The 26,043-nt window shown below is 73.4% G+C and carries 23 protein-coding genes; 15 read left to right on the forward strand and 8 right to left on the reverse strand.

The genetic code is table 11. The features are described from left to right. Positions 1–13: 13 nt before the first annotated feature. Positions 14–958 carry a sulfotransferase gene (locus tag ACQPZ4_RS38215; protein ID WP_433047212.1) on the reverse strand — a complete coding sequence of 315 codons (945 nt, stop codon included), beginning with the start codon at positions 956–958 and terminating at the stop codon, positions 14–16. Positions 959–1,116: 158 nt separating this feature from the next. Between ACQPZ4_RS38215 and ACQPZ4_RS38220 the strand changes: the two genes are divergently transcribed. The 10 genes from ACQPZ4_RS38220 (at position 1,117) to egtD (ending at position 8,938) form a co-directional block, all read left to right on the forward strand. Continuing rightward, positions 1,117–1,554, forward strand: a complete 438-nt coding sequence (locus tag ACQPZ4_RS38220) for a DUF3307 domain-containing protein (RefSeq protein WP_433047215.1) — start codon at positions 1,117–1,119, stop codon at positions 1,552–1,554. Positions 1,555–1,592: 38 nt separating this feature from the next. Next, complete coding sequence (locus tag ACQPZ4_RS38225; protein ID WP_433047218.1) at positions 1,593–2,081, forward strand: RNA polymerase sigma factor; 489 nt, start codon at positions 1,593–1,595, stop codon at positions 2,079–2,081. Continuing rightward, positions 2,074–3,096, forward strand: a complete 1,023-nt coding sequence (locus tag ACQPZ4_RS38230; RefSeq protein WP_433047221.1) for a WD40/YVTN/BNR-like repeat-containing protein — start codon at positions 2,074–2,076, stop codon at positions 3,094–3,096. Before ACQPZ4_RS38225 ends, ACQPZ4_RS38230 begins: the two co-directional genes overlap by 8 nt. A 76-nt stretch (positions 3,097–3,172) precedes the next feature. Further along, complete coding sequence (locus ACQPZ4_RS38235) at positions 3,173–3,655, forward strand: hypothetical protein (protein WP_433047224.1); 483 nt, start codon at positions 3,173–3,175, stop codon at positions 3,653–3,655. Then, the gene (locus ACQPZ4_RS38240; protein ID WP_433047227.1) at positions 3,652–4,035 is read left to right on the forward strand and encodes a thiol-disulfide oxidoreductase DCC family protein; all 384 of its coding nucleotides are present in this window, start codon (positions 3,652–3,654) and stop codon (positions 4,033–4,035) included. The genes ACQPZ4_RS38235 and ACQPZ4_RS38240 overlap by 4 nt, the downstream gene beginning before the upstream one ends. Continuing rightward, the gene (locus ACQPZ4_RS38245) at positions 4,013–4,687 is read left to right on the forward strand and encodes a TetR/AcrR family transcriptional regulator (protein WP_433047230.1); all 675 of its coding nucleotides are present in this window, start codon (positions 4,013–4,015) and stop codon (positions 4,685–4,687) included. Before ACQPZ4_RS38240 ends, ACQPZ4_RS38245 begins: the two co-directional genes overlap by 23 nt. An 82-nt stretch (positions 4,688–4,769) precedes the next feature. After that, on the forward strand, positions 4,770–5,972 hold the full coding sequence (gene egtA / locus ACQPZ4_RS38250; protein WP_433047233.1) for an ergothioneine biosynthesis glutamate--cysteine ligase EgtA: 1,203 nt from the start codon (positions 4,770–4,772) through the stop codon (positions 5,970–5,972). Beyond that, positions 5,965–7,212, forward strand: a complete 1,248-nt coding sequence (gene egtB / locus ACQPZ4_RS38255; RefSeq protein WP_433047236.1) for an ergothioneine biosynthesis protein EgtB — start codon at positions 5,965–5,967, stop codon at positions 7,210–7,212. Before egtA ends, egtB begins: the two co-directional genes overlap by 8 nt. Next, a complete protein-coding gene (egtC, locus tag ACQPZ4_RS38260) occupies positions 7,212–7,964 on the forward strand; it encodes an ergothioneine biosynthesis protein EgtC (RefSeq protein WP_433047239.1) in 753 nt (250 codons plus the stop codon). Before egtB ends, egtC begins: the two co-directional genes overlap by 1 nt. Further along, entirely contained in the window at positions 7,961–8,938 is a 978-nt protein-coding gene (gene egtD / locus ACQPZ4_RS38265) for an L-histidine N(alpha)-methyltransferase (RefSeq protein WP_433047242.1), read from the forward strand. Before egtC ends, egtD begins: the two co-directional genes overlap by 4 nt. A 245-nt stretch (positions 8,939–9,183) precedes the next feature. Here egtD and ACQPZ4_RS38270 read toward each other — a convergent pair whose 3' ends face one another. Continuing rightward, positions 9,184–9,513 (reverse strand): PadR family transcriptional regulator, encoded by a 330-nt coding sequence (locus ACQPZ4_RS38270; RefSeq protein ID WP_433047245.1) that lies wholly within the window; start codon positions 9,511–9,513, stop codon positions 9,184–9,186. 29 nt (positions 9,514–9,542) lie between these two features. Next, entirely contained in the window at positions 9,543–10,325 is a 783-nt protein-coding gene (locus ACQPZ4_RS38275) for a hypothetical protein (protein WP_433047248.1), read from the reverse strand. Between the two features lie 483 nt (positions 10,326–10,808). On the opposite strand from ACQPZ4_RS38275, the gene ACQPZ4_RS38280 reads away from it, so the two are divergent. Then, positions 10,809–13,247 carry a protein kinase domain-containing protein gene (locus tag ACQPZ4_RS38280; RefSeq protein WP_433047251.1) on the forward strand — a complete coding sequence of 813 codons (2,439 nt, stop codon included), beginning with the start codon at positions 10,809–10,811 and terminating at the stop codon, positions 13,245–13,247. Continuing rightward, entirely contained in the window at positions 13,244–13,642 is a 399-nt protein-coding gene (locus ACQPZ4_RS38285; RefSeq protein ID WP_433047254.1) for a protein-tyrosine phosphatase family protein, read from the forward strand. The genes ACQPZ4_RS38280 and ACQPZ4_RS38285 overlap by 4 nt, the downstream gene beginning before the upstream one ends. 28 nt (positions 13,643–13,670) lie before the next feature. On the opposite strand, the gene ACQPZ4_RS38290 is transcribed toward ACQPZ4_RS38285, so the two are convergent. Next, positions 13,671–15,845 carry a glycoside hydrolase family 3 C-terminal domain-containing protein gene (locus ACQPZ4_RS38290; RefSeq protein ID WP_433047257.1) on the reverse strand — a complete coding sequence of 725 codons (2,175 nt, stop codon included), beginning with the start codon at positions 15,843–15,845 and terminating at the stop codon, positions 13,671–13,673. Between the two features lie 90 nt (positions 15,846–15,935). Here ACQPZ4_RS38290 and ACQPZ4_RS38295 point away from each other — a divergent pair, with 90 nt between their 5' ends. Continuing rightward, the gene (locus ACQPZ4_RS38295) at positions 15,936–16,487 is read left to right on the forward strand and encodes a TetR/AcrR family transcriptional regulator (RefSeq protein ID WP_433047260.1); all 552 of its coding nucleotides are present in this window, start codon (positions 15,936–15,938) and stop codon (positions 16,485–16,487) included. Here ACQPZ4_RS38295 and ACQPZ4_RS38300 read toward each other — a convergent pair. After that, positions 16,438–17,640, reverse strand: coding sequence for an MFS transporter (locus ACQPZ4_RS38300; protein WP_433047262.1), 1,203 nt, complete (start codon positions 17,638–17,640; stop codon positions 16,438–16,440). The genes ACQPZ4_RS38295 and ACQPZ4_RS38300 overlap by 50 nt on opposite strands. Further along, positions 17,637–19,097, reverse strand: coding sequence for a bis-aminopropyl spermidine synthase family protein (locus tag ACQPZ4_RS38305; RefSeq protein ID WP_433047265.1), 1,461 nt, complete (start codon positions 19,095–19,097; stop codon positions 17,637–17,639). The genes ACQPZ4_RS38300 and ACQPZ4_RS38305 overlap by 4 nt, the downstream gene beginning before the upstream one ends. A 364-nt stretch (positions 19,098–19,461) precedes the next feature. Here ACQPZ4_RS38305 and ACQPZ4_RS38310 point away from each other — a divergent pair, with 364 nt between their 5' ends. Beyond that, complete coding sequence (locus tag ACQPZ4_RS38310; protein ID WP_433047268.1) at positions 19,462–21,486, forward strand: M4 family metallopeptidase; 2,025 nt, start codon at positions 19,462–19,464, stop codon at positions 21,484–21,486. 46 nt (positions 21,487–21,532) lie between these two features. Here the strand turns inward: ACQPZ4_RS38310 and ACQPZ4_RS38315 are convergent, their stop codons facing one another. After that, positions 21,533–21,913 carry a PPOX class F420-dependent oxidoreductase gene (locus tag ACQPZ4_RS38315; RefSeq protein WP_433047271.1) on the reverse strand — a complete coding sequence of 127 codons (381 nt, stop codon included), beginning with the start codon at positions 21,911–21,913 and terminating at the stop codon, positions 21,533–21,535. Beyond that, positions 21,910–22,716: a haloalkane dehalogenase gene (locus tag ACQPZ4_RS38320; RefSeq protein WP_433047273.1), complete on the reverse strand. Its 807-nt coding sequence runs from the start codon at positions 22,714–22,716 to the stop codon at positions 21,910–21,912. The genes ACQPZ4_RS38315 and ACQPZ4_RS38320 overlap by 4 nt, the downstream gene beginning before the upstream one ends. Positions 22,717–22,943: 227 nt before the next feature. Between ACQPZ4_RS38320 and ACQPZ4_RS38325 the strand changes: the two genes are divergently transcribed. Further along, positions 22,944–26,009, forward strand: a complete 3,066-nt coding sequence (locus ACQPZ4_RS38325) for a BTAD domain-containing putative transcriptional regulator (RefSeq protein ID WP_433047275.1) — start codon at positions 22,944–22,946, stop codon at positions 26,007–26,009. The last annotated feature ends 34 nt before the right edge of the window (positions 26,010–26,043 follow it).

Genomic DNA, 26,043 nt, shown 5'->3' on the forward strand with positions numbered 1-26,043 from the left:
TCAGGACAAAGCTTTAGCCGTCCTTGTACCCGTACCGGTGCCGCAGCGGAACCGTGACCGCGCCCGTGAGGTACCGGTGCCGGGTCGACATGCCCGTGGTCCACTCGTCGTCGAGGCGCAGCGCGACGGGGCCCGAGTGGAAGCGCATCGGGTTGCCGGAGACCTGGTGGGTGCGCGGCACGAACACCTCGCCGCGCTCCCCGACGGGCACGGTGGCGGCCGGCACCCCGCTCAGCTCGGTGATCCGGCGCAGCGTGGCCTCGGGCTCGCGGACCAGGTCCTCGTAGCGGAACCGCAGGTACTCCAGGCCCGAGCGGCGCGCGATGCGCTCGGTCGCGAGGTTCCAGGCGGACCAGTACAGCGCCGTCGCCCCCGGGTGCATGCGCGGCATCTGGGCGTCGCCGGGCGCGTCGGGGTCGTGGCGGTGCCGCTGCCAGGAGTACGCGACCGCACGCGGGTCCCGCACGATGTGGGCCACCCGCACGTCGAGCGCCGCGGACTGCAGCAGCGCCGTGAGGTACGAGGGGAACTTGGAGGAGTCGACGATCACCTGCGCGCCGCTGACCGCGGCGACCGCGCGGTAGAGGCGCTCGAGGGTCTCGTAGTACCAGAGCAGGCGGTCGGCGTCCGGCGGGCTGGTCGGCTTGAGCAGCAGCCCCGGCAGGTGGCGGGTGCGGAAGCGGCGCGACGCGGCGTCGAGGGCCTGCGCGGTCGCGTCGTCGGGCATCCCGCCGAACGCCTCGCCGAGCACGTCGACCCAGAACCGGCAGGAGCGCAGCGGGGTGCCGCAGCTGCAGCGCCGGTTCTGCAGCAGGCCGCGCTCCCACAGGAACTTGATCTCACCCACCCCGACCAGGCCGGGGACCTGGTCGAGCAGGCTCTCGGCGAGCGTGCTGCCGCTGCGCCCCCACCCGGCCAGGTAGAGCACGCGGGTCGTCGGAGTCGGGTCGCTGCGCACCTTGCGTCCAACTGCCGACTTGTCCGCTTAGTTACGCATTTTGCCTGGTCCGGACGGGTGACGCGACCGAGGACACATGTGTTCTGCCACGTTCGACGTAGATGTCGACCACCGGTGGGCGGATGATCGGAACTCCCGTCGATGTGAGGAGCCGGTCCATGTCGGATGACACGCTGACGCGTTCCGTGGTGTTCGCCGTGGCCCTGCTGGCCCTCTTCGTCGGGCACAACCTGGGCGACCACGTGACGCAGACCGATCGGCAGGCGGGGCTCAAGGCGGGGCGCGGGGCGACCGCGTGGCGGGCGATGGCGGGGCACCTCGTCGGGTACCACGTGACCGTCTCTGTGATCTTGATCGGCACGGCGCTGGCCCTGCGCCTGCCGCTGTCCCCGCTGGGCGTCGTCGCGGGCCTGGCGTTCTCGGCGGTGACGCACGGACTGCTGGACCGGCGCTGGCCGGTGCGGGCGGTGCTCAAGGCCACCCGCTCGCCGCAGTTCGCCGAGGCCCAGAGCCCGGTGTGCGGCATGTACGTCGCGGACCAGTCCCTGCACCATCTCTGTCTGCTGGTGTCCGCGCTGATGATCGCGGCCCTTTAGAAAAAAGGCTGCAGCGGTACCGTACGTTCGCGCGTGACATGAGCATGCCGGAACCCCCGTTCAGCGAGTTCTACGGCGCCCACTTCCAGCGGATCGCCCTGCAGCTCTACGCGTATCTCGGTGACCACGCCGAGGCCCAGGACCTCGCCCAGGAGGCGTTCTGCCGGGCCCTGGAGCAGTGGCCGCGCATCTCCCGCTACGCCGACCCGGCGGGCTGGGTGCGCCGCGTCGCGTGGAACCTCGCCACGAGCCGGCTGCGGCGGCTGCGCACCGCGCTGGGCTTCCTCGCCCGGCAGCGCGAGCAGCACGTCGACGGCCCGACGCCGGACCGGGTGGCGCTGGTGGCGGCGCTCGGCACACTGCCGGCGGCCCAGCGGCGCGCGCTCGTGCTGCACCACCTCGGCGGGCTCGGGGTGGCCGAGATCGCCGAGCAGGAGGGTGTCGCCGAGGGCACCGTGCGCTCCTGGCTGACGCGCGGCCGGGCCAAGGTCAAATCCCAGCTCACGGCGGAGGTGCGGCATGTCTGAGCAGACGGTGGAGGACGAGTTCGCGCGGTTCGCGCAGGACTGGGCGGGGACGTTCCGGCCGGTGCCGGTCGAGGCGATGGGCACCTGGCGGCGGGCCCGGCGGCGCGGGCTGCTGTGGCTGGGCGGGCTGGGGGCGGCGATCGTGGCCGCGCTGGCGGTCAACGCGCTGCAGCCCGCCGCCGCGCCCGAGCACCCGCCGATCGCCGACCGGGTGGTCCGGCTGGAGGGCGCCCGGGGCACGATGGCGGTCCGGTTCGTGGATCGCGACCACGGCTGGGTGCTGTTCGACGACTGCAACCTCGGCACCGGCTGCACGCGCACGATGGGCCGCACCACCGACGCCGGACTGACCTGGACGCCGGTCGCGCTGCCGCCGGACCTGCCCACCGTCGGCCACGCCGGGTTGCTGGTGCAGGGCCAGAACTCGTTCCTCATCGGCACCAGCGACCCCTACATCGCCTGGTGGTCGACGGAGGACGGCGGCCGCACGTACCGGCAGCTGCCCCCGGAGACCGTCGCCGGCGTCCCCGACGTCGCGGTGGAGCGGCTCGGCGGCGGGCCGCCGCGGACCCCGTGGCGGCTGACCCCGGGCAACCTCGAGACGACCGTGGCGTACTCCCCGGACGGCGGGGCGACCTGGCGGGACCTGCAGCCCCGGATCGGCCCGGGGGCCGTGCTGCGGATCGGGCCGGACGGCGAGGCCTGGGCGATCGCGGGGCAGCCGACCCGGGTGTGGCGGCTGACCCCGGACGGCCCGGCCGCGCTGGAGGACCTGCCGATCACCGTCGACGCGGGCACGATCAGCCCGATCGGCGACGGCGGGCTGATCGTCCTCGTGCCGGGCAAGGGCATCGGCGTGCTGCGGGCCGGGGCGTTCACCCCGCTGCCCGCCCCGCTGACCGACGCGATGCTGGTGGGCCCGCTGGACGACGGGACGGTCGTGCTGATGACGGGCGACGGCACCGTCGTCGCCGGCAACGGGCGCGAGCCGTGGGTGCGCTACGTCCGGCCGTGAGCGGGGCCACAATTGAACACGTTCAAGGAAGGCGCTACCGTCATGTTGAACACGTTCAACAGACGGGAGGCCGGACATGGACGTGGAACTCTTCAAACCGGTCACGTACCTGGTGTACCTGGCGGTCAGCGTGGTGCTGACCATCTGGGTCGCCCGCACGCTGTTCAAGAACGGCCAGGTGTTCCTCGACGACGCATTCGCCGACGAGCGCCTGGCCGAGTCGGTCAACCACCTGCTGGTGGTCGGCTTCTACCTGCTCAACCTGGGGTACATCGCGATCGCGCTGAAGATCAGCGACCGGATCACCACCGGCAGCGCGGCGATCGAGGCCCTGGCCTGGAAGCTGGGCCTGGTGCTGCTGGTCCTCGGCGGCGTGCACTTCTTCAACCTGTACGTCCTGAGCCGCTTCCGCCGCCGCCGGCTGCTCGACCAGGCCGCGCCGCCGATCGAGCCGACCCGCACGATGCCGCCGCTCATGCAGCCGGTCCCGGTCCCGCCGATGCCGCCGATGCCGCCCGTTCCGCCGCGCCGCCCCGGCGCCGTGCCGCCACCCCAATGATCACTCGGCTCACCGTGCTCTACGACGCGGGCTGCGGACTGTGCCGCACGGCACGGTCCTGGCTCGCCGGGAGGGCCCAGATCGTCCCGCTGGAGTTCGTCGCGGCGGGCTCCGACGAGGCGCGCCGCCGGTATCCGGCGCTCGATCCGGCAGAGACCCTGGCCGACATCACCGTGGTCGCCGACGACGGCGGCGTGTACACCGGGGATGCGGCCTGGCTGGTCTGCCTGTGGGCGCTGGACGGCTATCGGGGGCTGGCGGCGCGCCTCGCCCAACCGCACCTTCGCCCGCTCGCCCGGCGGGTCGCCCAGTCGGCCGGACGGCTGCGCACCACCGACGCTGGATATGGTCAGGACTGTGGCGAAACCTGCAGCACCTGAGTCCGGCCGGGGCGAAGCGACCAAGCGGCTCATCGTCGACACGGCGGTGCGGCTGTTCCGCGACCAGGGGTACGACAAGACCACCATGCGCGGCATCGCCCAGGAGGCCGGCATCTCGGTCGGCAACGCCTACTACTACTTCCCCTCCAAGGATCACCTGGTGCAGCAGTTCTACGCCACGGTCCAGGAGGACACCGCGGCCGCCGTCGAACCCCTGCTGGCCAAGCCGGGCCCGTTCGACGAGCGGCTGCGGGTCGCGCTGACCGGGATGCTCGACACCATGGCGCCGTACCACGCGTTCGCCGGCAAGTTCATCAAGACCGCCGTGGAGCCGGGGTCGCCGCTGAGCCCGTTCAGCGCCGAGTCCGCCCCGGCCCGCGAGCGGTCGATCGCGGTGCTGCGCGACGTCGTCGAGGGCTCCACCAGCAAGATCGAGGCTGAGCTGCGGCCCGACCTGCCCGAGCTGTTGTGGCTGGCCCAGATGGGGATCACCCTCTACTGGGTGCACGACCGCTCACCCGATCAGGCGAAAACCCGGCTGCTGATCGACCGCGCGGTTCCCTTGATCGACCGGCTCGTCGCATTGGCTCGCATGCCCGGCCTGAAGTCGCTGAACCGCGAGGCGCTGAAGTTGTACCGCCTGCTTCGTTAACGGCTCGCCGTAGTCATTCGGTAACCATTTGTTCAACGACAGCGTTCGCCGATCCCGGAATCCCGGGGTAGCGTCGGCTCCCATGGCGACCTTGCAGGGCACCCGCACGGCCGCCGACCACGACGCGGTCATAGCCGAGATCGAGCAGGCCGAGGGCTACATCGCATCGATCTGCTTCAAGACCGGACCACCCGCGGCGGTCGGTGTCGAACTCGAGTTCACGGTTCATCAGTGCGACGATCCCGCGGTACCGCTGGATCCGTCCCGGCTCTGTCAGGCCCTCGGCGATCATGCGCCGCCGACCCTGCGGGCCGACTCCCCGGCGCTCCCGCTGCGCCATGGCGGCGCCGTCACCCTCGAACCCGGCGGCCAGGTGGAGATCTCCAGCCGCCCGTTCGCCTCCCTCACCGAGCTGCACACGGCCGTCGGCGCCGAGATCGAGCAGCTCACCGCCCTCCTGGCGGGCGCCGGACTGGTCCTGGGCGACACCGGCGCCGACCCGCACCGCCCCCCGCGGCGGTTGCTCTCCACCCCCCGGTACGACGCGATGGAGGCCGCCTTCGAGCGGCGGGGCGTGGCCGGAAAAATCATGATGTGCTCGACGGCGGGCCTGCAGGTCTGCCTCGACCCCGGCCCCGAGGGCGAGCTCGCCGAGCGCTGGGCCGCGGTCAACGCGCTGGGCCCGCCGCTGCTGGCGCTGTTCGCCAACTCCGGCCGGTTCGCCGGCGTGGACACCGGCTGGGCCTCGGCCCGGCAGCGGGCCTGGCGGGGCATCGACCCGTCCCGGACCCGGCAGGTCGGCACCGGCGGGGAGCCCTCGGCCGACTGGGCCGACTACGCGCTGCACGCCAAGCTGCTGTGCGTCCGGCGCGCCGACGGGGCCTGGAACGCCCCGGCCGGGGTGACGTTCGCGGACTGGATCCGCGGCGCACTGGACACGAGGCCGACGTACGCCGACCTCGACTATCACCTCAGCACCCTCTTCCCGCCGGTCCGCCCGCGCGGGTACCTGGAGATCCGCTACCTCGACACCCAGCCCGGGCGCGCCTGGTTCGCACCCGCGGCGCTGCTGCACGCTCTGCTCGCCGACCCCGGCACCGTGTCGCGGGTCCTCGAGCTGTGCGAGCCGGCCGCCGAGCGCTGGGTGGAGGCGGCCCGCGACGGGATGGGGGATCCGGTCCTCGCCCGGGCCGCCCGGGCCGTGCGCGAGCTCGCCCTGGCGCGGCTGGACCTGCCGCCGGACATCATCGCGGACGTCGTCGAAGGGAGTACACGCAATGGCTGACCTGCGGGATCGTGTCGCGCGGGAGCTCGGGCGCAGCCGGGAGCGCTCCACCGGGCTGACCGAGGCGGTGGACGAGGACGACCTGGTGCGCCAGCACTCGCCGCTCATGTCGCCGCTGGTGTGGGACCTCGCCCACATCGGCAACCAGGAGGAGCTGTGGCTGGTGCGCGACGTCGGCGGCCGGGAGCCGGTGCGGGCCGACATCGACCACCTCTACGACGCCTTCAAGCACGCCCGCAAGGACCGCCCGGCGCTGCCCCTGCTCGGGCCGAAGGAGGCGCGGGCCTACGTGGCGACCGTCCGCGACAAGGCGCTCGACGTGCTGGAACGGGTACACCTGGAGGGAAGGCGGCTGACCGAGGACGGCTTCGCCTTCGGGATGATCGTGCAGCACGAGCAGCAGCACGACGAGACCATGCTCGCCACGCACCAGCTGCGCACCGGCGATCCGGTGCTGTCCGCGCCGCCGCCCCCGCCCGCCTCGGTCGAGGTGCGCGGCGAGGTGCTGGTGCCGGGCGGGCCGTTCACCATGGGCACGTCGACCGAGGCGTGGGCGCTGGACAACGAGCGGCCCGCGCACACCGTCGACGTGCCGGCGTTCTGCATCGACGCGGGGCCGGTCACCAACGGGCAGTACGCCGCGTTCCTCGACGAGACCGGCGCCACTCCCCCGCTGCACTGGCGGGCCGACCCCGGCGGCTGGCTCGCCACCGACTTCGGCCGGACCGCGCCGATCGTCCCCGACGCGCCGGTCGTGCACGTGTCGTTCCACGAGGCCAGGGCCTACGCGGCGTGGGCCGGGCGGCGGCTGCCGACCGAGGCCGAGTGGGAGAAGGCGGCCCGCTGGGACCCCGCGAGCGGCCGGTCGCGGCGGTACCCGTGGGGCGACGAGGACCCCGGCCCGCAGCACGCCAACCTGGGCCAGCGGCACCTCGCCCCGGCGCCGCTCGGGGCGTACCCGGCGGGCGCCTCGCCGCTCGGCGTGCACCAGCTCATCGGCGACGTGTGGGAGTGGGTCGACAGCGACTTCAGCGCCTACCCGGGCTTCACCGCGTTCCCGTACCGCGAGTACTCCGAGGTCTTCTTCGGCCCGGACTACAAGGTGCTGCGCGGCGGCTCGTTCGGCACCGACGCCGCCGCCTGCCGGGGCACGTTCCGCAACTGGGACTACCCGGTCCGGCGGCAGATCTTCAGCGGCTTCCGCACCGCGCGCTCGCTGACCCCCGCGGAGCTCGCCTAGTGTGTCGCCACCTGGCGTACCTGGGGCCGCCGATCGCCCTGGCCGAGCTGCTGTTCACGCCGCCGCACTCGCTGTCCCACCAGTCCTGGGCACCCCGGGACATGCGGGGCGGCGGCACCATCAACGCCGACGGCTTCGGCCTCGCCTGGTTTCAGGACGACGCTTCGGTACTGCGTGTGCGCCGCGCCGTTCCACTGTGGACCGATGCCGGGCTGCCGGCCCTCGCCGCCTCGCTGCGGTCGGGCGCCGTCCTGGCCGCGGTCCGCTCGGCCACCGTCGGCATGCCGGTCACCGAGACGGCGGCCGCGCCGTTCACCGAGGACCGCTGGCTGTTCAGCCACAACGGCAAGGTGACCGGCTGGCCGGACAGCGTGGCCGACCTCGCCGCCGCGCTGCCGGTGCGCGACCTGCTCACCCTCGACGCCCCGACCGACAGCGCCCTGCTGTGGGCGCTGGTGCGGGCGAGGCTCCGCGCCGGGTCCACGGTGGACGGTGCCCTCGCGGCGGTCGTGCCGGCCGTCGCGCGGGCCGCCCCCGGCTCCCGGCTCAACCTCCTGCTCACCGACGGCGCGACGATCGCGGCCACCGCGGCCGGGCACTCGCTGTCCTACCTGCTCACCCCGCCGGGCGTGCTCGTCGCCTCCGAGCCGCTCGACGACGATCCCGGCTGGATCCCCGTCCCCGACCACTCACTGCTCGTCGCGACCCCGACCGCCGCGACGGTCACAGCGTTGGAAGGTGCTCCCCAGTGACTCTTCAGGAACTCGACCTCGACGTGTACCTCACGCCCGAGGACCTGGCCGCCGGCCTGCGCACCGACGCCCGCACCGGGCTGAGTGCGAGCCCGAAGTGGCTGCCCCCGAAGTACTTCTACGACGCCCGCGGCAGCGAGCTGTTCGAGGAGATCACGCGGCTGCCGGAGTACTACCCGACGCGCGCCGAGCGCTCGATCCTCGCCGAACGCGCGCCGGCGATCGCCCGGATCACCGGCGCCAAGACGCTCATCGAGCTCGGCTCGGGCTCCTCGGAGAAGACCCGCCTGCTGCTGGACGCCCTGCGCGAGCACGGCACGCTCGGCTCCTTCACCCCGCTGGACGTCTCCGAGTCGGCCCTGCGCCACGCCCTGGCCGACCTGCACCGCGAGTACCCGGACCTGCACCTGCACGGCATCGTCGCGGACTTCGTGCACCACCTCGAGGTGCTGCCGGAGTCCGGGACCCGCCTGGTCGCGTTCCTGGGCGGCACGATCGGCAACTTCACCCCGGCGGAGCGGGCCCCGTTCCTGGCCGCGTTGCGCGACCGCCTGGCCCCCGGCGAGTTCCTGCTGCTGGGCGCCGACCTGGTGAAGTCCCCGGCGGTCCTGATCCCCGCATACGCGGACGCCGCGGGGGTGACGGCCGAGTTCAACCGCAACGTCCTGCGGGTGCTCAACCGCGAGCTGGGCGCCGACTTCGACCCGTCCCGGTTCGCGCACGTCGCCCTGTGGGACGAGGCCAACGAGTGGATCGAGATGCGGCTGCGGTCGGTGGTGGCGCAGACGGTACGGCTGGAGGCCCTCGACCTGGACCTCACCTTCGGCCGCGGCGAGGAACTGCGGACCGAGGTCTCGGCCAAGTTCCGCCGGGACGGCCTGACGGCGGAGCTGGCCGCGGCCGGCTTCGCGGTGCGCGACTGGTGGACGGACCGGGAGGACCGGTTCGCGCTTACCTTGGCCGCCGCTGTCTGATTGGACGTTTTTGGGCCGGAAATGTCGGGCGCTGGCGCGCCCGACATTTCCGACATTTCGTATATGCCCGGTTTCTCGCCGCCCGCCGCCTGATTTCGCTGTTTCAGCGGCACGTCAGGGGCGTGGGGCAGGGTGTCGATCGGCAGTTTCTGCGATCGGAGAGGTGGAAGATCATGCTCAGCCCCTGGGCCGGCCCGACCCGTTGACCCTGGAACGCCCCGCCGTCCTTTTTGGAGGCGGGGCTTTTATCGGGCTTCCGCCGCCCGCAGGCGGAGGCGCTTGGCGGCCGCGGCGGCGTTGCGGCGCTGACGCTCCGCATCGGCGGCCAGGGCGGCGGCGCCGTTCTCGGTGAGCCGGTAGTAGCGCCGGTGCCGGCCGTCGACGACCTCGGAGCCCTCCGGCGCGACGAGCCCCTCGGCGGTGAGGCGGTCCAGCGCGGCGTACAGCGTTCCGGCCGGCAGGACCACGCGGCCGCCGGAGAGTTCGGAGACCTCCTGGATCACGGCGTACCCATGCATCGGCCGCACCGCGAGGGCGGTCAGGATGAGGAACGTCGGCTCCCGCATCGGGGTCATGCCGCTCTTTATACGTTGCTTTGCCCCGATCAGGACGCGCGGTGCCGGGCCCTTCCGGCCGACGGATTCATCACATCGGCCCCGCGACCGCGGGTCTGGCGCGGAATGTGACCACTCGGCTGCGCGGCGTGCTTCGCCGGCTCTCCGTGCCCGTGCGGCGCGAACGCCGGCCGCGCCCGCTCCACCACGAAGCGTGACTGCTCGTCAATCGGCCCGGTGGCCGTGGTCAGCGGGGCCGCGTTCGTGATCTCGGCCGACTCCGCCACGTAGCCGGACCACGACGCCCGGTCGAGCGCGCCGATCGGCGCCCCGTGACCGCTTCGCCCCGCTTGCGTGACCTGCAGCGCGTGACCAGTTTGCGACGCATGACCATTTTGCGACGCGGCCGGGTAGGCGGCGTGCACGGTGGCGTACGCCAGGGGGGCCTGCCGCTGTTGTGCGGCGTACGCCGCCGGGAGGTGCGGCTGGAACGACGCGTCGCCGAACTGCCGCGCGGCCGCCGGGTGCGTGCGCAGCAGCGGCGTGCGGGCCGGGCGGGTCAGGGCGCTGCGAAGGGCGCCGATGCCGCCCCGGATCAGCAGGAGCAGCGGGGCCAGCATCACGAGGGCGTTGACGTAGACGAACCCGCCGAGCAGCAGAACCTTGCCGGCCCAGGCCGCCATCGCGGTGCCGAGCACGAGGCAGACCACCCGGTACAGCGGGGTGTTCCCCGGCAGGAAGGCCGCGCCGAAGACGGCCAGGCCGCCGACGAGGTACGCCAGGAGCATCGCCTCCCCGCGCATGCCACCGATGCTGAACAGCGCCTCGCCCACCCGTACTTCCTCCCTGCGCGCAACCGACCTGCAACCACGGTAGGCGAGCGATCATGCGCGCACTGTCATGAGATCGGACGGACCGGCCGCACCACGGGAGGACGCCACCGAACCCCCGGGGTGCGAACCGGGTGCACACAATTTGGCGCGTGGTGCCATCGGGAACGGCCACGGGACATGATCCGCGCCGACGCCCACCCGGACTGAGCGACAACCGCACGGGCCCGAGCCGCTCCGACCCCGGCACGCACTCGCCGCGATCGCGTCGACAACGCCACGCGGGCGGGTGACGACGGCGACGGATGGCCGGGACGCGGTCACGGGCGGCGGGCTTGCCGGGGCGCGATCCCGGGGCGGCCTGTGCGCTGGTGGGGTGACGCCGATCTCGGGGCGGGCGGTTGCCTCAGGTCGGAAATCTGTCCGGCGACACACACGGGCGAGGGGTGTGCGTGGTGGCGAGATCCTTCGGGTACACAATATTGCATGACCGCCGCGCCCCCCGTCGTTGCCGATCGTTATCGTCTGCTCGAGCCGCTTGGTGTCGGGGGCATGGGGCGGGTGTGGCGCGCCCGGGACGAGACGTTGCATCGGGACGTTGCGGTCAAGCAGATTGTGCTGCCCCCGGAGTTGCTGGACAGCGCCCGGGACGTGGCGATGGAGCGGACGCTGCGCGAGGCGCGGGCGGCGGCGCGGCTGAGCCATCCCAACGTGGTGCGGGTCTACGACGTGCTGGCGGCGGAGGGGCAGCCGTGGCTCGTCATGGAGTACGTGCGGTCGCGGTCGCTCGATCAGGTCATCCGCGAGGACGGGCCGCTGCCGCCGCGGCGGGTGGCGGAGATCGGGCTGGCGGTGCTCGACGCGCTGCGGGCCGCGCACCGGGCCGGGGTCGACCACCGGGACATCAAGCCGGGCAACGTGCTGCTCGCCGAGGACGGGCGCGTGGTGCTCACCGACTTCGGCATCGCCCGGGTCGAGGGTGAGGGGCACGTCACGCGGACCGGGCTCGTGCTCGGCTCGCCCGAGTTCATCGCGCCCGAGCGGGCCCGCGAGGGGATCGCCGGGCCGGCCGGTGATCTGTGGTCCCTGGGCGCCACCCTGTACGCGGCGGTCGAGGGCCGCTCCCCGTTCGGCCGCGGTTCCGCCATGGAGACGCTGTCCGCGCTCGCGTCCGAGGAGGCCGACCCGCCGCAGCGGGCGGGGGCGCTGACGCCGGCGCTGCGGGCGCTGCTGCGCAAGGATCCCAAGGCCCGCGCGGACTTCGCGCAGACCGACGAGCTGCTGCGGCGGGCGCTGCTGCGGCCGGAGCAGGCGAAGAAGAAGCGCTCCTGGCTCGGCGGCTGGGGGCGTACCGAGCAGGCGGCGCCCGCCGTCCCCGCGCAGCGCACCCCGACCCGGCCCGAGCGCCCGATCCGGCCGATTCCCGCCATCCCGCCGGTCGTCGCCCCACCCGCGGCGGGCTCCGTCTACTCGGGGGCGTCCGCGGTGCGGGGCAAGGCCGTCGTGCCGCCGCCCGCCGCCGCGCCGGCCCAGGCAGAGCGACCGGTTGATACCGCCGTTTCCGATAAATCGGGCGTGATTGAGGGCCCGGTCTTCGGCACGGCGGCCGCGGACGAGATCGAGGACGAGGTCGAGACGCCGGCCGCGACGGCACCCGCGGACGTCGAGACGCCGGCCGCAACAGCACCCGCAGACGTCGAGACGCCGGCCGCAACAGCACCCGCAGACGTCGAGACGCCGGTCGAGACGCCGGTCGCGGCAAACGCGAACGTGAAGACGGCGGACGGAAACGAGACGCCGGTCGGGAACGAGACGGCGGCCACGAACGACACGGCGGTCGGGAGCGAGACGGCCGCCGCGAGCGAGACGGCGGCCGAAGAGCCCGCGACGGCGGCGCCGGCCACGGAGACGGAGTCCGCCACGTGGACCCCGCGCGAGACCGCGGAACCCGAGGCGCCGGCGAAGGCCGAACCCGAGACCGCCACCGAGACCGCCACCGAGGAAGAACCCGCGGAAGAACCCGAGACCAAGGTCGAGCCGCTCGCCCCGGTCGCGGTGCAGCGGGGGGCCGAGCCGGTCGCCGCGGTGCGGGAGCAGCCCAAGGCCGACACAGCGCCGCAGACCAGGATCGAAGCGCGGTCCGAACCGCGGTCGCACACGCGCGTGGCCGGGTCCGTGGCGCCCGTGGTTGCGCCGCCGAAGAGGACGCAGGACGAGAAGCGGCGGCGGGGCATCCTGATCGGCAGCGTCGCCGCCGTGGTGGTGGCGGCGCTGCTGGTGTGGTTCGCGGTGAGTACCGATGACGATGGCAACGGCGACAAGCAGGCCACCGGCACCAATCAGACCACCGCCGCCGGCGCCGCCCCCGCGCCCAGCGCCGCGGCGACGTCGCAGGCCGGTGGTGGCGCCGCTCCGACGACCGGCGCGCCCAGCAACCCGCCCGCCACCAGCTCCACGCCGCAGAAGGTGAACACCGCCTCCGGCACGCTGCCGCCGCTGCCGGCGGGGTGGATCGACTATCACGACGAGACGGGCTTCTCGGTGTACATGCCGGCCGGCTGGAAGAAGTCGTTCGACGGCCCGCGGATCTACTTCCGGGGCAACGGGCGCACGCTCGGCATCGACCAGACCAACGACCCGCAGCCGGACCCGGTCGCCGACTGGAAGGCGCAGGAGAAGGACCGCGGCGGCAGCTACTACAAGAACTACACGGGCCTGGGCATCCGCAAGGTCGACAACTACTTCGTCGCCGCCGCCGACTGGGAGTTCACCTACAGCAACGGGCCGCAGCACGTGAACAACCGGGGCATCGTGACGTCGGACCACCAGGCGTACGGGATCTGGTGGTCGACCTCCGAGAGCGACTGGAGCGGCGCCCGCGGCGACCTCGACATCATCTTCGCGAGCTTCCGCCCGAAGCCGTGACGACGCTACGGCTGCCCTCGGGTCGCGAGATCCGGGGGCGGGCCCTCAAGGAAACGGCCGACCCGCCGGACTTCGGCCTGTATCTGCTCGGCCGGGAGCCCGCGATGCGGTGGCCCTCGATCTGGCTGCGCTGGCCGGACTTCTGGCTGCCCACCGACCGTACAAGAGCGAGACAAGCGTTTCAGGAAACACTGGACAGAGCCGAACACGAGCGGGTCGAGGTCGCGTGCCTGGGCGGGCGCGGGCGCACCGGCACCGCGCTGGCCTGCATCGCGGTCCTCGACGGCGTCCCGGCGGACGAGGCCGTGGCCTACGTCCGCCGGCACTACCACCCGCACGCGGTGGAGACCCCGTGGCAGCGGCGCTACGTGCGGACCTTCGGCTCGAGGCCCTGAGCAGCGCCGCCCGCGAGAGCGATGACCTTCAGTTCGCGGCCTTGAGCAGCGCCGCCATGGCGTCCGGGCCGAACGCGTCGCCCGCGAAGGCGGCGATCCGGTTCAGCGGCATGTTGGCCATGAGCGAGAACATCTCCGGGTCGGCCGCGGTCGCCGCCATCGCCCCGCCGCCCGCCGCGGCCACCGCCGCGAAGGTCTCGGTCAGCGCGGCGGCGCCGCGCGGGTCGGCGAACCACTCGGCCATCGTCGACTCCGCCGTCAGCTCGCGGCGCTCGTCGTCGCCGGCCACCGTGACGGTCGCGGTCGCGCGCAGGTCGCGGGAGGAGGAGCCGACGGCCACCGTGTACTCCCCGGCCTCGACGACCCACCGCCCGAGCTCGACGTCCCAGTAGGCCAGGTCGCCCGCCTCGACGCGGAGCACCACCTCGGCGGACTCGCCGGCCGCGAGCGGTACCGACGCGAAGGCCTTCAGCTCGCGGGGCGCGCGGCGCACCCGGGAGGCGCCGAGCGAGGTGTAGACCTGCACGACCTCGCGGCCGTCGCGGGCGCCGGTGTTCGCCACGGTGACGCGGACCTCGAGGCCGCCGTCCACATCGGACACCGCGAGGCCGGAGTAGGCGAACGTGGTGTAGGACAGGCCGAAGCCGAACGGGTAGGCGACGTCCTGCTCGCGGGCGTCGAAGCCGCGGTACCCGACGTGCACGCCCTCGCCGTAGCGCACGTGCCCCTGCTCGCCCGGGAAGTCCAGGTGCGAGGGGTGGTCGGCGAGGCGCAGCGGGATCGTCTCGGCGAGCCGGCCGGACGGGTTGACCACGCCGAACAGCACGTCGGCGAGGGCCGCGCCGCCGGCCTGGCCGAGCAGCCAGCCCTCGACGAGCGCGGGCACGGCCGCGTCCCACGGCGCGGTGCGCACGACGGCGCCGTTGGACAGCACGACGACGGTGCGCGGGTTGGCCGCCGCGACCCGCTCGATCAGCGCCAGGTGCGCGGCCGGCAGGTCCAGGCTGGTGCGGTCCGAGCCCTCGGTCTCGCCCTCGGAGCCGGCGAACACGATCGCCACGGACGCCTCGCGGGCCAGCGCCACGGCCGCCTCGACGTCGTCATAGCCCGGCGCGAAGCTGACCTGGCCGCCGGCGAGGGCGGTGATCGCGTCCAGCGCGCTGTCCAGCCGCGTGGGGTTGATGAGCGAGGAGCCGCCGCCCTGGTACCGCGGTGTGCGCGCCTGCTCCCCCAGCACCGCGATCGACGGGGTGCCGGCGGCGAGCGGCAGCAGGTCGCCCTCGTTCTTGAGCAGCACGACGGCGCGGCTCGCGACCTCGCGGGCGAGCGCGTGGTGGGCGTCGGCGTCGTACGTCGCCCCGGGCCTCGCCGCCGCCAGCGCGCTGCGCACCAGGGACTCGACCCGCCCCGCGGCGGTGGACAGCGCGGCGGCGGGCAGCGCACCCTCCCGTACCGCCGCAGCCAGGGCCTTGTCGCCCGCCGGATCGGGACCGGGCATGGTCAGGTCCAGCCCCGCGCGGACCGCCTCGACCCGGTCCACGACCGCGCCCCAGTCGGAGACGACCAGGCCCTCGTAGCCCCACTCGTCGCGCAGCACCTCGGTCAGCAGCCAGTGGTGCTGGCTGGCGTAGGTGCCGTTGATCCGGTTGTACGAGCACATCACCGTCCACGGCCGCGCGACCTGCACGACCCGCTGGAACGCGCGCAGGTACAGCTCCCGCAGCGTGCGCTCGTCGACGTCGGCGCTGACCCGCATGCGGTCGGTCTCCTGGCTGTTGATCGCGAAGTGCTTGAGCGAGGCGCCGACCCCGCCGCCCTGCAGGCCCGCGACCCACTCGGTGGCCAGGGCGCCGGTGAGGATCGGGTCCTCGGACAGGTACTCGAAGTTGCGCCCGCCCAGCGGCGTGCGCTTGAGGTTGATGCCGGGGCCGAGCAGCACGGCCACGTCCATCGCCAGGCACTCCTCGGCCAGGGCGGCGCCGACCCGCCTGGCCAGCGCCGGGTCCCAGGTGGAGCCGAGCGCCACGGCGGGCGGGAAACAGGTGGCGGGCTCGCTGTCGAGCAGCCCGTGCCCCTCGCCCTCGACCTGCTTGCGCACGCCGTGCGGGCCGTCGGTGACCATGATCGCCGGCACGTCCGCGACGGCCTCGGTGTGCCAGAAGTCGGCGCCGCTGGTGAGTGCGGCCTGCTGCTCGATCTCCATGTCCGGCCCCTTACTGAGTACCTAGTAAGTAGTAACTAACGCGTAACATAGCTCCGTGGGAGACGGCGCGACAAGGGTTGGGTGACACGGATGGCACGGCGCGAGCGCTCGCGGTTGCCGGCCGAGCAGCGGCGCGGCCAGATCCTCGCGGCGGCGACCGCACTGGTCGCCGAGCGCGGCTTCTGGGGCCTGTCCATGCAGGACGTGGCCGACGCGTGCGGGCTGACCGTGCCGGGGCTGCTGCACCACGTCGGGTCCAAGGACGGCCTGCTCGTCGCCGTGCTGGAGCACCGCGACGAGGAGGACCGCCGCGCGCTGGGCGAGCCGGTGCCGGGCGACCTGCGGGAGCTGTGCGCCGCGCTGGTGCGCCGCAACGCCGGGCAGCCGGAGATCGTGCGGCTGTTCGCGGTGCTGGCCGCGGAGTCCCTGGCCCCGGAGCATCCCGCGCACGACTACTTCGCCGAGCGGCAGCGCAAGGTCCTGGGGGCGTTCGCGGACCTGGCTGAGCCGGCACTGGCCCGGCAGATCATGGCGACCATGGACGGGCTGCAGCTGCAGTGGCTGCGCGACCAGGCCGGGACCGATCTCGTGGCTATGTGGGAGGAGGCGGCGCGGCGGCTGTTCGCCGGGCGATCGGGGTGAACAGCGCGGCCAGCGCCGTGAGCGTGACGGCGGCGCCGGCGATGGACAGCGTCAGCGGTACCCCGAAATGCTTCGCCGAGAACGTCAGCGCCGCGTCGCCGGCCGGGGCGAGCACGAGCTGCAGCGTCCAGAACGCCGCCGTGACCCGGCCCAGCAGGTGCCCCGGCGTGACCTCCTGGCGCAGCGACACCGAGGAGATGCCGGCGATCCCGGTGCACAGGGTCACCGCGGCCGCGAGGACGGCGACGAGGGGCACGTTGTCCGCCAGCCCGATCCCGGCCACGACCAGCCCGGCGAGGGAGAACGCGCCGATCCAGGTAGCCCCGAACCCGGCCCGGCGGCGCAGCGGGGCGACCGCGGCGGCGGCGAACGTGCTGCCGAGCACCCCGGCCGTCAGCACCAGGCCGATGATCGCGTCGGGCTGGCCGAGCCCGGCCATCAGGTGGTACACGATGACGTCGTTGAGGCTCGAGGTGAAGAAGATCAGCACGGCGAGCAGCACGGTCAGGGGCAGCATGACCGGGTGGCGGCGGATGAAGCGGACCCCGGCGCCGAGCCCGCGCTCGGTGCCCGCGGTGCCCGGCCCGCGCAGCTTGACCAGGTAGATGCCGGCCGCGGAGAGCGCGAAGGAGATCGCGTCGAGGCCGATGGCGTAGACCGGGCCGGCGCCCTGGGAGACGAGGCCGGCGACCGCGGGGCCGGCCAGGTAGGCGACGGAGTAGGCGCCGTACAGCAGCCCGTTCGCCTCGGCGATCCGGTCCGGCGGCGCCAGCGCGGGGACCACCGCGACGTAGGTGACCTGGAAGATCATCGAGAACACCGCGGCGGCGGGCAGCACGACGTACAACAGCCACGGCTGCGGACCGGCGAGCCAGGCGAGCGGGATGACCCCGAGCAGCGCGAACCGGGCGAGGTCGCACCGGCGCAGGATGCGGCGGCGGTCGAAGCGGTCCGCGATGACGCCGGCGAAGACCCCGGTGACCAGCGTGGCCACCGCCGACAGGGCGCGGATCCAGCCCAGGTCGGTGATCGAGACCGAGCCGGTGCGCATGAGCAGCGGGACGGCGGCGAACGTGCAGGCGTCGCCGAACGCGGAGAGGGTCTGGACGCCGAGGAAGACCGCGAAGTTCCGGTCCCGCCAGAGCGCGGTCAAGACCGCAGCAGGGACAGGATCGCGTGCCGCGGCAGGTCGATCAGCCGCGCGTCGAGGAAGTCGTCCCGGCCGATCAGCTCGGCGGCCCGCGCCTGGGCGGCGGCCCTGCTCAGCGCGGGGTCGGCGCGGATCAGCGCGTCGCGCAGCACGTTGCCGATCTTGCCATGGACGTGCGTGAGCAGCCAGCCCGCGACGCCGTCGTCCGGGCGCAGGGTGGCTTCCACGGTCGCCTGTCTCGGTCCGGGTGTACTGCGCAGCAGCCGCAATTCGTACTTCCCGCCCACCAGGGCCCGGAGCGCGGCCTGGGACTGCTCGTCGCGCAGGTCGGGGTGGTTGTTGGGGACCAGCAGCGCGACCTTGGCGACGTTGAGCGCGAGCAGCACCCGGGCCAGCCACGGGCCGGGGTCGCCGGTGAGGTCCACGGTCAGCTCGTCCGCCTTCACCGGCCCGCCGCCGAGAATGCGCGCGGGACCCTTGGCGGCATCCGGCTTCGGGGTGTCGGCTTCGAGGGACTGCTCGCCGTGGGTGTAGATGTTGGCCGAGCCGGCGAGGGCGTTGAGCCGGCGGTCGAGGACCTGCCAGGTGGAGGCGGTCGGGCGGCAGACGTAGAGATCGCTGGCGCTGCCGACGGCCTGGGCGCCGTGGTACCGGTTGAACGCCGGCAGCATCGCCTCGATCACGAGGTCCAGGTCGAGCACGGCGCGCTGGACCTTGAGCCCGAGCGCGGGGGTGAGCGGGCTGAAGCCGTAGGCCATCACGAGCCGGCCGTTGGCCCGGTCCCGCAGCGCCTGGGCGCCCCGGCCGAGGAACAGCTGGACGCCCTCCGGGGTGTACGGCGGGTCGGTGAAGATCACGTCGCCGCTCCCCGCGACCGCCGGGGGCAGGCCGAAGCGCAGGTCGGCGTGGTAGCAGGCGATCCCGGCGCCCTGCGCGTCGATGTAGGCCAGCAGCCGCTCGTCGACGTCGACGACGGTGATCTTCGCGTCCGGGCAGGCCTTCGCCACGGCGAGCGAGGTCAGGTCGTGGTCGCCGACGCACACCAGCCGGGCGCCGGCCAGGTCGTAGGTGCTGGCCAGCCACTGCGCGCGCCGCTCGGCGGTCCCGGCGGTGGCGGAGACGTGGTCGAGGGCGCGGTCGGCCTTGGGCGCGTTCGCGATCAAGGCCGCCATCCCCGGTACCGCCGGCACGCCGGGCAGGGCGGCGAGGGCGAAGCGGTCGCGGTACACCGGGACGACCGAGGGATCGAGGAGGACCGTGCCGCCCTCGGTGCGCAGGTCCGCACCGGCCGCGCGCAGGAGCGCCTCGGCGGTGCGGCGGGGGGCGGCGTGGGCCCGGACGAGATCGTCGAGGGTCGTCGGACCGGCGGCCAGGGTGGCGATCATCTCCCGGATTCGGCGGCCCGCGATCCCGTATTCCGAGACGAGGGCGGCCACCGCATCGGCCGGCTCGGGTTGCACCGCAGAACCGTACCATCTGTTAACAGTTAACGATCAGTAGCGGTAAAGGGGCTCCCAGATCTACAGAGCGCGAGATTTCTGGGATGTTTCGACGCCGGAAGTACAGGGTGGGGGCGAGGGTCCGTCTAGGGCATCGACCCTTGTCCAACTCTTCTCATCTGTGTGATCGTCCTCGCATCGCTGCAAGTCGATGCGGATTCCGGGCCTGAGTACGGCGCGCACAGGGGCCCTCCAGACGCTTCGACGAGCGCGTGACCTCCATTGGTTCCGGCCCGCCCGCTCACAAATTCCCCGGTGAGGTTGGGTCGTTGCTGAAAGAAGGCACCCTTTGAAGCTCTCCCCACGGTTCGCTACAGCGGCCGGAGTGTTCGCGGTCGGGCTGGTCACAGCCGGCACGGCCGCGGCCGTTCAAGCCACGACTGCATCGGCGTCCACGGATGCCGTCGAGGTCTCCAATGCCGCCGCCGCCCAATCCGTCGACGCGTTCGTCAAGAGCAAGCCGTCGGTGATCCAGCCGAGCGCCGACGAGGCGTACGTGCAGAAGTCGGTCACCGCCTACGGCAACTCGAAGTACATCGCGTACGACCGCACGTACAAGGGCCTGCACGTCAAGGGCGGTGACTTCGTCGTCGCCACGGACAAGTCGGGCGCGACGACGTACACGTCGGTCGCGCAGACCAAGGCGATCGGCAACCTCTCGACGACGCCCAGCATCTCCGCCTCGTCCGCCGAGGCCGTCGCCAAGAAGCAGCTCACGACGGTCAACAACGTCGAGGGCACCTCGCTGGTGGTCTACACGGTCGACGGCACGGCGAAGCTCGCCTACGAGACCACGATCAACGGCATCGGTGCCGAGGGCATCAGCCGCCTCACCGTCGACGTCGACGCCTCCACCGGCGCCGTGCTCGACAAGACCGAGCACGTCATGGCGGGCACCGGCACCGGCTGGATCAACGGCTCGGTGACGATCAACACCACGCAGTCGGGCAGCACGTACAGCATGCGCGACCCGAACTACACCAACGTCTCCTGCCAGGACGCGGCGAACAACACCGTGTTCTCCGGCAGCGACGACGTGTGGGGCAACGGGACCGGCACCAACCGGGAGACCGGCTGCGTCGACGCGCTCTACGTCGCGCAGAAGGAACTCGGCATGCTGTCCTCGTGGCTGGGCCGCAACGGCTTCAACGGCTCGGGCGGCGGCTGGCCGATCCGCGTCGGCCTGAACGACCAGAACGCCTACTACGACGGCACCCAGATCCAGATCGGCAAGAACACCGCCGGTCAGTGGATCGCCTCCGCCGACGTCGTGGGCCACGAGGCCGGTCACGGCATCGACGACACCACGCCGGGTGGCATCTCCAAGAGCGGCACCCAGGAGTTCGTCGCGGACACGTTCGGCGCGGCCACCGAGTGGTTCGCGAACAACCCGAACGACCCGCCGGACTACCTGGTCGGCGAGGAGGTCAACCTGGTCGGCAGCGGCCCGATCCGCAACATGTACAACCCGTCGGCCGTGGGTGACTCGAACTGCTACAGCAGCAGCACGCCCGGCTCGGAGGTCCACGCGGCCGCCGGTCCCGGCAACCACTGGTTCTACCTGATGGCCCAGGGCTCCGCCGGCAACGGCCAGCCGTCCAGCCCGACCTGCAACGGCTCGACCGTCAGCAACCCGCTGGGCATCCAGAACGCCATCAAGGTCATGTACAACGCGATGCTGATGAAGACCTCGTCGTCGTCGTACCTGAAGTACCGGACCTGGACGCTGACCGCGGCCAAGAACCTGTTCCCGGGCAGCTGCACCCAGTTCAACACGGTCAAGGCCGCGTGGGACGCGGTGTCGGTGCCGGCCCAGTCGGGCGACCCGACCTGCACCGGCGGCACCACGCCGCCGCCCACCACCGGTGGCCCGACCACCACGCCGCCCACCGGCACCTGCTCCGGCCAGAAGCTCCTCAACGGCGGCTTCGAGTCCGGCGCGGCGTCGTGGACCGGCACCACCGGCAGCATCGGCCAGTGGGCCAGCTCCGGCCAGGCCGCCCACGGCGGCACGTACAGCTCCTGGCTGGACGGCTACGGCTCGACCCACACCGAGGCGATCCAGCAGTCGGTGACCGTCCCGTCCGGGTGTAGGGCGACCCTGTCGTTCTACGTGCACATCGACTCGGCCGAGACGACCACGACGGTCCAGTACGACAAGCTGACCGTCACGGCCGGCTCGACCACGCTGGGCACGCTGTCCAACCTGAACAAGGCCTCCGGCTACCAGCTGAAGAGCTACACCTTCACCGGTACCGGGGCGGCGGTCGCCATCAAGTTCAGCGGCACCGAGGACTCCTCGCTGCAGACCTCGTTCGTCATCGACGACGCGGCCGTCACGCTGGGCTAGTTGCTCTCTTGGGAAGGGCCCGGGCCGCGCGTCGCCCGGGCCCTTTTCATATGGCTACCGCAATGCCGATGACCGGCGGCCGCTTCAGCCTCAGAACGCGCGTGAAGAAGTTGCCGGCCCGGGACAGGAAGTACTTGCCGGCGATGTACCGCCGGGCCTGTTCGGTCTCCGCCTCGTCGAGCAGCCGCGCGGTGCCGGCCGCGGGCGTCGCGCCCGGCTTGAGGGTGCCCCGCACGTTGCACGGGGTGAGCTCGACCCGGGCGTTGTTGCGGATGCGCTTGACCTTCCAGGCGTCGGCGACGGAGATGATGAACACCTCGCCGCCGTGCACCGCGTGCCACACCGGCGTCGCGACCGGCGTGCCGTCCTTGCGATACGAGGTCAGGCTGACGTACCCGGCCCGCTCGATCTCCTCGAGAGCGCTCATGTGCCCAATGTACGGAGCCATCCACCCAGCGCCCGCGCCACCTCCTCCGGCGCCTCCTCGGGCAGGAAATGCCCGGACGCCGGTACCGCGGCGACGGTCAGGTTCGGCAGTTCGTCCCGGCACAGCGCGACCTTGCCGGCGGTGATGACGACGCCCGGCTCGCCGTACACGAGCAGCTTCGGGATCGTGCTCGTCCTGAGGTGCGCCCATCCGGCGGCCATGAGCGCGGCGGTGTCGGCCGGCTCCCCCGCGATCGGGATCTCCCGGGTCCACTGCAGCAGCGGGCGGCGGGAGCGGGCGTCCGGGTAGAACTCGGCGTAGCCCGGCGCGACCTCGGTGATGAGGAAGTTCTCGTCGAGCACCATCCGCTCGCCCTCGCCCCGGGTGCGCAGCCGGCGGAACACGTCCCGGCCGTCCTCGTCGAACTCCTCCCACCCGGCCAGCGGGCGCAGGTGGCCCTCCATGAACGCGATCGCCGGGATCCGCGGCCGGCGGCGCAGCAGCGCGAAGCCGATGGCCACGCCCCAGTCGTGCGTGACCAGCACCGGGTCGGCGAGGCCGAGCGCGTCGAGGAACGCGTCGGCGTACTCCACGTGGTCGGCGAGCCGGTACTCCAGGTCCGGCTTGCCCGAGCGGCCCATGCCGACCAGGTCCGGGGCGATCGCCCGGCGCCCGCCGAGGTCCGCGCGCTCCAGGACGGGCTCCCACAGCCGCGACGAGGTGGGGTTGCCGTGCAGGAACACGACCGGCGGGCCGTCCCCGCCGGAGTCCAGGTAGTGCATCGTCGTGTCGAGCACCTTCACGGCTAGCATTCTGCAAGACGTTCGGTCGGATTTCCCGCGCCGGGCTCCCGGCGGGGCCGTCCCGGCCCGTACGCTCGGCGGACGTTCGCCGTGGAGCCTGCACTCCCGGCCCTGTCCTGGTCGGGGGGGTTGGCATCCTCCAGTTCCGCATCCTGGGCCCGCTCGAGGTCTCGGCCGAGGCCGGCCCGGTCGACACCGGCACGCCGAAGCAGCGGGCCGTCCTGGCCATGCTCGCCACCCAGCCCGGCCGGATCGTCTCCGTGCAGCGGCTCATCGACGAGCTGTGGTCCGACGAGCCGCCGGAGCGGGCGATCGCGTCCCTGCAGGCGTACGTGTCCCGGCTGCGCCGCGCGCTGGAGCCCGGCCGCACGGCGCGGGACCGCTCGGCGGTGCTGGTGAGCCGCTCCCCCGGGTACGTGCTGCAGGTGCCGCCCGACTCCGTCGACGCCGTCCGGTTCGCGGCCGCCGTCGAGCGTTCGCTGGACTCCCCGGCCGACGTGCTGCGGTCGCTGACGGCGGCCCTCGAACTGTGGCGGGGGGATCCGCTGCCGGAGCTCGGGGACTCGCCGCTCGCGCGGGCCGAGCGGAGCCGCCTCGTCGAGCTGCGGCTGACGGGGATCGAGCGGCACTCCGAGGCGCTGCTGTCCCTGGGCCGCGCCTCCGAGGTGGTGTACCGCACCGAGTCCGCGCTCGCCGAGGCGCCGTACCGGGAGCGGCTGTGGGGGCAGTTGATGCTGGCGCTGTACCGCAGCGGGCGGCAGGCGGACGCGCTGTCGGCGTTCTCGCGGGCGCGGCAGGGGCTGGCCGAGGAACTGGGGATCGAGCCGGGGCCTTCGCTGCAGCAGCTGGCGCAGGACATTCTGCGGCAGTCGCCGGCGTTGGCGGGCCCGGCGGCGGCCTTGGGGGTTTCGCCGACTTCGGCGCCGCCCGTGGCGATTTCGGGTTCCGGCGGCGACATTTCCGACATGCGCAGCGTGTCGGATTCGGTGGACCGTGAGGTGCTCATCGGGCGGGACGAGGAGCTGCGGACCGCCGACCGTCTGCTGGCCGAGGCGGCGGCGGGGCACGGGCGGATGCTGCTCGTCTCCGGGAGTCCAGGCATTGGGAAGACGGCGCTGCTGCGGGAGGTCTGCGCCCGGGCCGGCGGACTGGTCGGGACCGGGGCCGGGGTCGACGGGGAGGCGCCGCCCGTGTTCCTGCCGTGGGCGCAGATCCTGCGAGATCTCGCCGGTGGCGGCGCCACAGCCTTGGCCGAGGCCTTCGCGCCCTACGGGAACCTGCCCGCCGTGCTCGATCCGACCCTCGGCGACGTGCTTGCTCTGCCCGCGGCCGAGCGGATCGCCGACCCCGAGATGGCCCGGTCGCGGCTGCTGCGCGGGATCGTGGACGGGCTGGGGCGGCTGGGGAGCAGCTCGCCGCTCGTCGTCGTGCTCGACGATGCGCACTGGCTCGACGCGCCCTCGACCGTGCTGCTGACGATGTTCGCCAAGGCGTTGCGCGGGAGCCGGGTGCTGCTGGCCGTCGGGTACCGCGAAGCCGAGCTCGCGCCCGGGGCGCCGCTCGCCGGGGTCCTCGCGGAGCTCGTCGCCGATCCGGCCGCGGTGCGGATGCCGCTCGACGGGCTCGGGGCCGACGGGATCGCGGCGCTCGCCCGGTCCGTCACCGGTGGGGAGGTGCCGGGCGGGACGGTGGCGATGCTGGCCGACCGTACCGGCGGCAATCCGTTCTTCGTGGTGGAACTGCTGCGGGTCCTCGTGGCCGAGCACACGCTGTCGCCCGAGCACGTGCCCGTGCGCGTCCAGGAGGTCGTGCGGCGGCGGCTCGCGAAGCTTCCGGGACAGGTCAACGCGGTGCTGGCGGTCGCCGCGGTGCTCGGCCGGGACGTGGCGGTGCCGGTGCTGCGCGACGTGGTGCAGATCGACGAGCTGGCGCTGTTCGACACGCTCGACACGGCCGTCGTCGCCGGGCTGCTGACCGCCACCGACGACCCCGGGCTGCTGCGGTTCTCGCACGACCTGGTGCGCCAGACCGCGTACCAGGACCAGGGGCCGCTGCGCCGGGCCCGGCTGCACGCCCGCGCGGCCCAGGCGCTGCGCGACACCGGGCTCGGCACCGCCGCCCAGCTGGCCGGGCACCTGCGGGCGGCGCTGCCGGTGCTGTCGCCGTACGACGTGGTGCCGGCCCTGGCGGAGGCGGCGCGGGAGGCGTACGAGCGGACCGCGCACGAGCAGGCGACCGAGCTGCTCGACGAGGGCCTCGAGCTGCTGGGCCGGGTCCCGGCAGGCGAGCGGCGCGACGTGGCCGAGCTGGACCTGCGGATCCGGCTGGCGTACATGCGGCAGGCGAGCGACGGGTACCTGGCGCCGGTGGCCGCGGAGCAGTACGCCGCGATGGAGCCGCTGCTGCTGCGGCTGCGCGGGCGGCCGGTGCTGGACGTGCTGCCGGCGCTCTGGGGCTATGCGTCGTTCCACACGGCGGCCGGGGACGTGCAGCGGGCCGTGTCCGTGGCCCGCGCCCCGTCGCACGGTCCCGGGGACCCCTGGGCGGCCGTGGTGGCCGAGGTGCACGAGGGGCACGCCGCGCTGGCCGTGCCGGACCTGCCGCGGGCGCACAAGCACTACGAGAACGCGCTCGCCGCGCTGCCCGGCGGGGACCTGCCGGTGTTCCCGATCGTCAACTGGGACCCGGTCATCGGCGCCCTCGCGCCGGCCGCGATCGCGTGCGGGCTGCTCGGCGACGACGCCTCCGCGCAGGCCCACCTGCGGGCGGCGCGGGCCCGGGCGGGGCGGGTCGGCGAGCTGTTCCTGGACATGTACGTCGCGCACTTCACCGCCGTCGTGGCGGCCGACCGGGACGATCCCGCAGCGGCCGCGGCGGCGTCCCGGGAGACGCTGGGGCTGGCGGAGCGGGGTGGGCACGGGGAGTACCAGAGCCTGGCTTCTCTGGTTCTGGGGTGGGCGGAGGTGCGCACCGGCGAGGCGTCCGGGCTCGCGCGGATGGCCACGGCGCGGGCGGACCTGGGCGCGGCGATGCGGCGGTTCGGGCGGCTGGAGGCCCTCTACGCGGAGGCGCTGCTGACCCTCGACCGGCGCGCGGAGGCGGCCTCGATCGCGGCGGCCGCGCTGGAGGCCGGGCTGCCCGGGCAGAGCGCGTTCGCCGAGCCCGATCTGCGCCGCGTCCACGCGCTCGCGACCGGCTCGCGCGACTCGGCGTGCGCGGCCCTGGCCCGGGCCCAGGAGCTCAGCCACGTCCCCGCGGCCGCGCGGGCGGTTGGAGTCGTTTCTCCACCCTGAGTTCCACCCGTGGGTGGCGGCTCTTCCGGCCGCC

The organism is Dactylosporangium sp. CS-033363 (assembly GCF_050942475.1).
Classification (GTDB): Bacteria; Actinomycetota; Actinomycetes; order Mycobacteriales; family Micromonosporaceae; genus Dactylosporangium.